Below are 7,210 nucleotides of genomic sequence, written 5' to 3' on the forward strand. Positions count from 1 at the left end.
TGAGCTGTCTGCACCTCGATCTGGCGCAGCTTGAGCACCACCTGCTCCGCGCTCGTCTTCTGACCTCGCCGCATGTCCGACTCCTCCGGTCCTGGCTGATCCTCTCAATCAGCCCGGTCCAAAGCCAGCCGGTCAGGTCACCTGGTCTTCAATGGCTTCACGAAGGCGAAGGATGGCCGGCTGTTCTCGCCATTCCAGCGCCAGACAAAGGACAAGGGCATCGAACTCGGCGAATGGCGCGACGGTCAACCCGTCGCATTCCCGAACGAGGCGTGGAACGCGTGGAAGCAGGGTGACGACCCGTCCAAGGCCTTCGTGGCGGTCAATGCTATCCGCATCGGGCCTGATGGTGACCTCTGGGTGGTCGACAAGGGCGCAGCTGGCATGGGCGAGGCCCCCCTCCAAGGCGGCCCAAAGCTCGTGCAGATTGACCTCGCGACCAACGCCGTCCGCAGGGTCTACCCACTACAGGCGGCGACGACCGAACGGAGCTTCATCGACGATTTCCGGTTCAACGGCCGCAACGTCTACCTGACGGATGCCGGTCAGCCCGGGCTGATCGTGCTCGATCTCGACACGGGAACCTTGAGGCGCGCGCTCGACGGGCATTGGTCGACCATTGCGCAGCGTCCACTCACCGGCCAGGGCCGCACCTTGCGGGACGACAGGGGCAAGATCCTGTTCATCCACGGCGATCAGACTGAAGACTCCCCCGACGGTAAGACGTTCTACTACCAAGCCTGCACAGGCCCACTCTACAGCATTGAGACGCGCTATCTTGACGACGCAGGCATGAGCGACGCCGAGCGGGCCAAGCACGTGAAGCTGTTCGCGGCCACCGTGGCGACTGGCGGGACTGCGATCGACGCGGACGGGACGATCTACGCGAGCGATACGGACGGGCTGCGTATCCTCAAGATCGCCCCGGACGGGAGCATGAGCACGCTCTTGGAGGATCCGCGCTTGGTTTGGGTCGACGCGATGTGGATCGACGAGCAGGGTGGCCTGTGGATCCCTGCGGCGCAGATGAATCGGACGCCGACGATGAACGGCGGCGAGGCGTCGGCGGTGAAATTCCCAACGACGATCTATCGGCTGGAGATCGGCGCGAAGCCGCTGCGCAACTGATCACAGCTTGGACCAACGCGCTCAGGCGTGGGCGACCGGCAGTTCGGTGACCTGCGTCGTGTAGCGCGGGGTGCGCATCTCGAACTTCGTGTTCCACTCACGCTTGGTCACAAGGCCGGAGCGAGCTGGCACGACCGCTCCGCGCCCCCAGCGCGCGTTGCAGGCGTCCATCGCCGCCATCAGCGGCCCTGAGCGCTCCCGATCCATCTGACCGATCAGGGCCCGGGGGCTGTGGGACAGCGGCACCAGATCGTTCGTGATGATACCAGCCTTCGAGTACCGCCACGGCCTCTGCCCGGGCTCGCGCCAGGTCTTGGCCACACCCAGCTGTGCCGCCTTAATCAGCGCCAGGGTGTCGTTGGTGTGCTCGGGCAGGGTGACGGTGGTGGACACCGAGCGCATCGGAGCATCCCGGTCGTGCTCGCTGGTGTGGTAGAAAATGGACACGTGGTTGGTGGCCAGCCCCTCGCGCCGCAGCTTCTCGCCCAGCCTGGTGGCGTGCGCAGCCACGGCCTCTTCGAGCACCGCCCGTTCGGTGATGCGGCTGCTGAACGACCGTGTGACCGCGCAGCCCTTCCGCCGAGCTGGGACCATTTCCAGGGGCAGGCAGGCCAACCCGCGCAGCTCGTGGATGATGCGCTCGCCCACTACCGTCAGGCCTTTGCGCACCGGCCGCGGGTCGAGGTCGCGCAGGTCCGCTACGCTCTCCACGCCCATCGCTTCCAGCTTGGCGAGCGAGGCGCGGCCGATGCCCCAGACTTCTGCCACGTCGATCCGGCAGAGCCAGTGCGCGTAGGCAGTCGGGTCGGTCAGATCGCACACGCCCTGCAGGTCGGGCACGGTCTTGGCGATGTGGTTGGCCAGCTTCGCCAGCGTCTTGGTGGGGCCGATCCCAACGCACGTGGGGATCCCCGTCCAGGCCCGCACGGTGGCCCGCAGATCCCGCGCGAGTTCCACCCGTAGGCCTGGCGCCACGTCCGAGAGGTTCAGGAAGCTCTCGTCGATGGAGTAGATCTCCACCTGCGGGCTGAACTGCCGGTAGACCGCGTTGGTGCGGCCGCTCATGTCGCCGTAGAGCGTGTAGTTGGAGGAGAACACCCGCACGCCCTGGACGCGGCACATCTCTCGGATCTTGAAGTAGGGATCGCCCATCTTGATGCCGAGCGCCTTGGCCTCACTGGTCCGGGCGATGGCGCAGCCGTCGTTGTTCGAGAGAACGATCACCGGTACCACGGCGAGCTTCGGATCGAACACCCGCTCGCACGAGCAGTAGAAGCTGTTGCCGTCGATCAGCGCCACGGCGCGGCCGCCGCCGATCCGGTCGCGCTGACGCGGTGGCGCGCTCACGACAGCTGCCCGCGGGCGACGTGCCAGCGGATTGAGAAGCGGACCACGCCCCAGATCATGCCCTCGCCGAGTTCGTCGACCGCGAAGGCGGGCAGGTCCGGGCTGCAGAAGGCCAGCCGGACAACGTTGCCGTCGATCACCAGGCGCTTGCAGCTCATCTGCCCGTCGATCGCCGCGACCACGACGCTGCCGTGGACGGCCCTAAGGCTGCGGTCGACGCAGGCGAGGTCGCGGTCGTAGATGCCGGCCCCCTCCATCGACGAGCCGGAAATGCGCCACAGGAACGTGGCGGGCGGGTTCGGCACGAGCCAGCGCGGCAACTCCAGGGCGCCCTCCAGGAAGTCGTCGGCCGGCGATGGGAAGCCAGCACACAGGGCGTGCCCGATCAGCGGAACACGCACGGCATCCGGGCTCTGGATCAACAGCTCGTCGACCCGATTGAGATGCACCTGCCCCTCCGCGCGAATGAGAACAAACGCGAACAGACCCGATGCGAGGGCCGGGTTCAACGGATGATCGGGAGGGGCGCAACTTGGCGGTGAAGTGCTGTGGATCGTGTCGGAGAAGCAGAGCGCCGTCAGTTACTTCCGGCGACCGACCGCTGCGAACGCACCCGTCTCAGGGCCTGCTTCAGGGCGTCGGTGGCTGTATCACCACGACCGCGGGCGGGCTGACGATCCACTTCGGCGCGGTCGTCTGGTGCGATGTAGCTGGATCCGGGAGCGTGAGGTGCATCGCATAGGCGACGTCAGGGCCAAACCAAACCAGCACGATCATAGTGATGAGGGCTGTGCGCATGGAGGGGCAACGATCGGGACCAGCGAGCGCTCCCATCAGTCGCTCCTCTTGCCGAACCCCTACGCCGACGCCCTGCGTGAGCCACCGCGAACTTATGGCTTGAGCCGGATTGTCCGACTACGCTCACAGGATGAGTAATGTCGTCACCTTTCCGAAGGGCCGCACTCCAGGCCGCGTCACCGAGCAAACCGTTGTCGTCACGATAACCGACCGGGATGGCTCGACGCTCGTCTCGATCCCGGTCGTCCCGCCGGAGGAGGGTGCCGTTCTGATTATGCCCACCGATCCAGTCGAGATCGCATTCGCCTGGGCAGCGCTTCAGCACGCGCTTCGGCAGCTTGACGCTTCGGGTACCGATCCGGAAATCGGAGCAGACTACACGCCGACCTGAACTCGGGTTTTGAAAGCTGCTCTGACACCGTGATCCAGCAGCCGCTCTCCAAGCAATTGAGCAGGTGTCCCGGAACACATCGATGTGAAGAGCTTGAGCATAGATCTTCCTCAACGCCGGCAGCCGCCGCCTACCTGATGGAGATCGTCATGCCCCTCTCGTCCCGCTTCGTCCTGTTCAGCGGTGTCGTTGTCCCGGCTGGTGCCTTCCTCGTCGGCGCGTATGTCGCCCTCGTCAGCCTCGCCCTGCCGATGCATTTCGTCTGAACCCCTGGGCTGCACCTCCATCGAGGCTTCGTTGCCCATGCGGCACGCTGACTTATTGAGGTAGCGCCGGAACGTCGGGGACGCCGCTACGCTTGATCGCTCAACATATGTGGGAGGGTGTGGTGATGAAGGTGTTCCAGATCCGTCAGGCGGCGACAGGTACGATCCTCTGGACCGGCTCGGCCGCCGACCCGATCGCTGCCCTCGACGCCATGGCGCACGAAGCCGGGTACTACGACCATGCAGACATCCCGGACCACCTACGGGCTGGTGGCCTGCACGCGGAAGAGATCCGCGTCTGACGCCTCCGAACAGCATGCCGGTGGCCGACCAGCAGACATGCGAGGTGAAGGTTGATGGCGTGTGGAACGCCGTCAGCTTGGTGGAAGCGCGCACCCTCTATGGGATGCTGCCCAAGCGCTGCCCGGCCTGCCACGGGCAGGTGAACATCGCCGGGAACTACACCCCCGGCGGGGGCTACAAGCTGCAGCACCGCCGCAGCCATCCTGGGTGCCCTCTGACGCCTGCTGCGTTCTCCGGCACACCATCGAGGCACCCGCAGGCGATGGGGTGACGCCGGTTCAGCTAAACACCATTCCATGACCACGGGGCGCAATCGGGTTCAGCCGCGTTATTGCGGCGGCGATTGTGTGGAGATACCGAATGGCGGATGCCTTTGCGCCGCGGCTTGCCGTGCTGGTTGTCGAGGACAGCCCCGTGCAGCTCATGGAAGCGGCCGCAGCCTTGCGGGATGCTAGCTACGAGGTGGCCGAGGCTGCAACCATCGAGGCCGCTCAGGCCCATCTGGCGGCCCGGCCCGAACTTGTGGCCATGATCGCAGACGTGGACCTCGCTGGTGAGCCTCTATCAGGCTTCACATTGGCCAAGGCCGTCGCTGCACGCTGGCCCGAACTCGCCATCCTGATCGTATCGGGAGTGGAGTGGCCGGGCGCTGACCAGATGCCCATGGGCGCTCGCTTCCTGCGTAAGCCCTTTACACCTGATGGACTCGCCGAAGCTCTCCAAACCGTTCTGACGGCTCGTGGGATCGGCTTGTGAGCCGACCCCCAGCCATCGGTCAGTCTGCCAGGGCGGCGATGATCGAAAACGAGCCGGCGAGCATGAACGTGCCCGCGATGAGCAAGGGAATTAGGAGCATGGTGGAAGCCTCAGGCGCCGAACGGTGCCGCTTCCTCATGAACGCTTATGGCCATGCTCGGTTGCGCGCAGCCTATTGCTGAACACCAGCCCGCTCAGCCGCCACCGTCTTCGGCCAGAGCGTCGTCGTAGGCGTCGAACAGCCAGGCGAGGAGGTTGGCGCCCACATCGTCATCGAGGTCGCCTATGGGCCTTCCCAACGGCTTCTGGGGGTACTGCGACCGCACCTTGGCCAGCAGCCTGCAAGCAAATTGATCCAGCGCGTCGCTGGACAGCACCTGCTCTCGATCGACATGCATAGCCGCCGCCCCTTGGTGACGTACCAGCCGGCTCAGCCCCGCCACCCCATCTGATCACGGGCTGGCGAGGGAGGTCGTCTAGCTCGCCGGCGAGGCGAGTTTCCGCCCCCGCTCCAGTCCCTTGGTGATGGGCCAAGGGCTACCGTTTCATTCAATACCCAACTGCCCGAGGTCGATAGTGGGGGTACTGGCCCCCATTCCGACTTGCACCATGGCGCCAACCGTAGGCATGACCGCTACGAACGGCATCAGCAACATTCTGCGGGCCCGCCAAGCCCTCTGTCCCACCTGGCGCTGTTGCCGCCAACTGACCGCCAGGAGGGATGGCGCCGCCGCCACGCGCCATGCCAGTTCCGCCTGTGCCGATGACGGCAACAACTGATGCAGCAAGCAGGACACGCATTCTACAAGGCATGCGCTATCGCTCCCGCGAAAAGAAAAACCAAGCTGGTATGAGGATGGGGATCGGCAACCCGGTTAGCCATAGCTGGCCAACCTTCAGCATATCGCCCTCTATCTCATGAGTAAGCCCACGGAGTACCAATCTGTTCCTGGGCACCCCGCCTCTGCTATGTGGCCACCAAGCCGAGAGTGCGATCAGCCAGCCTATTCCGCGACATCGTGCAGAACCATGGGCGACAGATGGCGAAGGCGGAGTGAGACCCTCCCATCATCCAAACGGGCGAAGCGAATCAGCGTCGGCCGAGCCATGCATAGCGCTTGAAGCCCAATGACAACTTCAGCCCGCCCGGCTCACTGCCGAGGCGGGTTTCTTTGCTGCACTGCAGCACTACAACTGTGTGCGGTGCCCGTCTCAACAGCTGGCGCCATCAGAGCCTCGGACACCGCGGTGACACCAGCGTCCGAGGCTGAAAGCCCGCCCGATCCAGCATCGTGGCGGGCTTTCCTCTACTGGTATTTGCGGTATGGTCACCGCGATTTTCGACTCCCCCAGAGTTCAAAGTCACAACCTTCGCCCGCCCGGTTCGCCGGCGCGGGCTTTTTCGTGCCGAATGCCGGCTCGGATTGCTTGAGTTCGCAGACCAGCACGGCTCGGTAACCACCGCCCGCCATCCTACCCCCGAGCCAAGTTGCGTATCAGCTCACAAAGGTGAGGCGATCGAGGCCCATGCCGCCGCATAGCAAGCCGCTAGCTCCCATCGATCGAGGCGAAAAATCTGGCCGGCTTGCAGCGAGCGAGATGATCAAGACGCTGAGCTCGGAGACAGGCAGCGTTGAGGGCGTCGTGCGCCGGATCGAGCAGGTCGGGATCATCGTGGCCCGGGGGCATCAGGAAGCCGGCATGCGAGCTGCCGACGTCCAGGCATGGCACATCGGCTTTCAAGCGGGGATGCGCATCGAACTCGGAGATTTTATGCGTCGCTTTTGATCGGCCGACTTCCGCCCCGCCCGGTGAGCGGTTCGGGGCGGGGCCGAGCGGACAGTCAGTGAGAAGGTACCCGCTGAGCCTGCGCCCCACCGGCAGCGACGACGAAGGCGAGGGCGGCGAGGGCTGTGCGCATGGCGGGAGGATAGCCGCCGGGATGGCAGTGTCGAGGCTGAGGCCCATTATCCAAAAGCTCGCTGCAGCTCTGACCTGGGGGGGGGGGGGGGCCAAAACGGGTTGGACAAAAACTTTTCCCCTTTTGCGGCGCCCGCGGCCTTGGGGTCGTTGGCGTTTTGCCAACCACGGGTTCCCCGTGACAAAAACACCCCCAAAAAAAAAAAAAAACACCAAAGCGGCCAAAAAACCAAACCCCGCCAAGGGTTATGGGGCGCCTCCACACGCCCGAAAAAAACCCGGTGTTTTTACTGAACGGGAA

General features: G+C 64.7%; 9 protein-coding genes. 6 read left to right on the forward strand and 3 right to left on the reverse strand.

What is annotated here, in order from left to right; genetic code table 11:
* Nucleotides 1-315 precede the first annotated feature (315 nt).
* Nucleotides 316-1,128, forward strand: coding sequence for an SMP-30/gluconolactonase/LRE family protein (locus MKL09_RS20385; RefSeq protein ID WP_313901198.1), 813 nt, complete (start codon nucleotides 316-318; stop codon nucleotides 1,126-1,128).
* 21 nt (nucleotides 1,129-1,149) lie between these two features.
* Here MKL09_RS20385 and MKL09_RS20390 read toward each other — a convergent pair whose 3' ends face one another.
* Both MKL09_RS20390 and MKL09_RS20395 read right to left on the reverse strand, forming a co-directional pair.
* Nucleotides 1,150-2,475, reverse strand: coding sequence for a Y-family DNA polymerase (locus MKL09_RS20390; RefSeq protein ID WP_244023162.1), 1,326 nt, complete (start codon nucleotides 2,473-2,475; stop codon nucleotides 1,150-1,152).
* Nucleotides 2,472-2,924 carry a LexA family protein gene (locus MKL09_RS20395; RefSeq protein WP_244023164.1) on the reverse strand — a complete coding sequence of 151 codons (453 nt, stop codon included), beginning with the start codon at nucleotides 2,922-2,924 and terminating at the stop codon, nucleotides 2,472-2,474. Before MKL09_RS20395 ends, MKL09_RS20390 begins: the two co-directional genes overlap by 4 nt.
* A gap of 479 nt (nucleotides 2,925-3,403) precedes the next feature.
* On the opposite strand from MKL09_RS20395, the gene MKL09_RS20400 reads away from it, so the two are divergent.
* From MKL09_RS20400 to MKL09_RS20415, 4 genes are all read left to right on the forward strand, one after another.
* Complete coding sequence (locus MKL09_RS20400; protein ID WP_244023166.1) at nucleotides 3,404-3,664, forward strand: hypothetical protein; 261 nt, start codon at nucleotides 3,404-3,406, stop codon at nucleotides 3,662-3,664.
* 391 nt (nucleotides 3,665-4,055) lie between these two features.
* Nucleotides 4,056-4,232, forward strand: coding sequence for a hypothetical protein (locus MKL09_RS20405; protein WP_243948400.1), 177 nt, complete (start codon nucleotides 4,056-4,058; stop codon nucleotides 4,230-4,232).
* 14 nt (nucleotides 4,233-4,246) lie between these two features.
* Nucleotides 4,247-4,504, forward strand: a complete 258-nt coding sequence (locus tag MKL09_RS20410) for a hypothetical protein (RefSeq protein ID WP_244023169.1) — start codon at nucleotides 4,247-4,249, stop codon at nucleotides 4,502-4,504.
* An 89-nt stretch (nucleotides 4,505-4,593) separates the two neighbouring features.
* On the forward strand, nucleotides 4,594-4,989 hold the full coding sequence (locus tag MKL09_RS20415) for a response regulator (protein WP_244023171.1): 396 nt from the start codon (nucleotides 4,594-4,596) through the stop codon (nucleotides 4,987-4,989).
* Nucleotides 4,990-5,183: 194 nt separating this feature from the next.
* Here MKL09_RS20415 and MKL09_RS20420 read toward each other — a convergent pair whose 3' ends face one another.
* The gene (locus tag MKL09_RS20420; RefSeq protein ID WP_244023172.1) at nucleotides 5,184-5,387 is read right to left on the reverse strand and encodes a hypothetical protein; all 204 of its coding nucleotides are present in this window, start codon (nucleotides 5,385-5,387) and stop codon (nucleotides 5,184-5,186) included.
* 1,201 nt (nucleotides 5,388-6,588) lie between these two features.
* On the opposite strand from MKL09_RS20420, the gene MKL09_RS20425 reads away from it, so the two are divergent.
* A complete protein-coding gene (locus MKL09_RS20425) occupies nucleotides 6,589-6,777 on the forward strand; it encodes a hypothetical protein (RefSeq protein ID WP_244023174.1) in 189 nt (62 codons plus the stop codon).
* Nucleotides 6,778-7,210: the final 433 nt, after the last annotated feature.

The sequence above is a fragment of the Methylobacterium sp. J-048 genome (assembly GCF_022829515.1).
Lineage (GTDB): Bacteria > Pseudomonadota > Alphaproteobacteria > Rhizobiales > Beijerinckiaceae > Methylobacterium.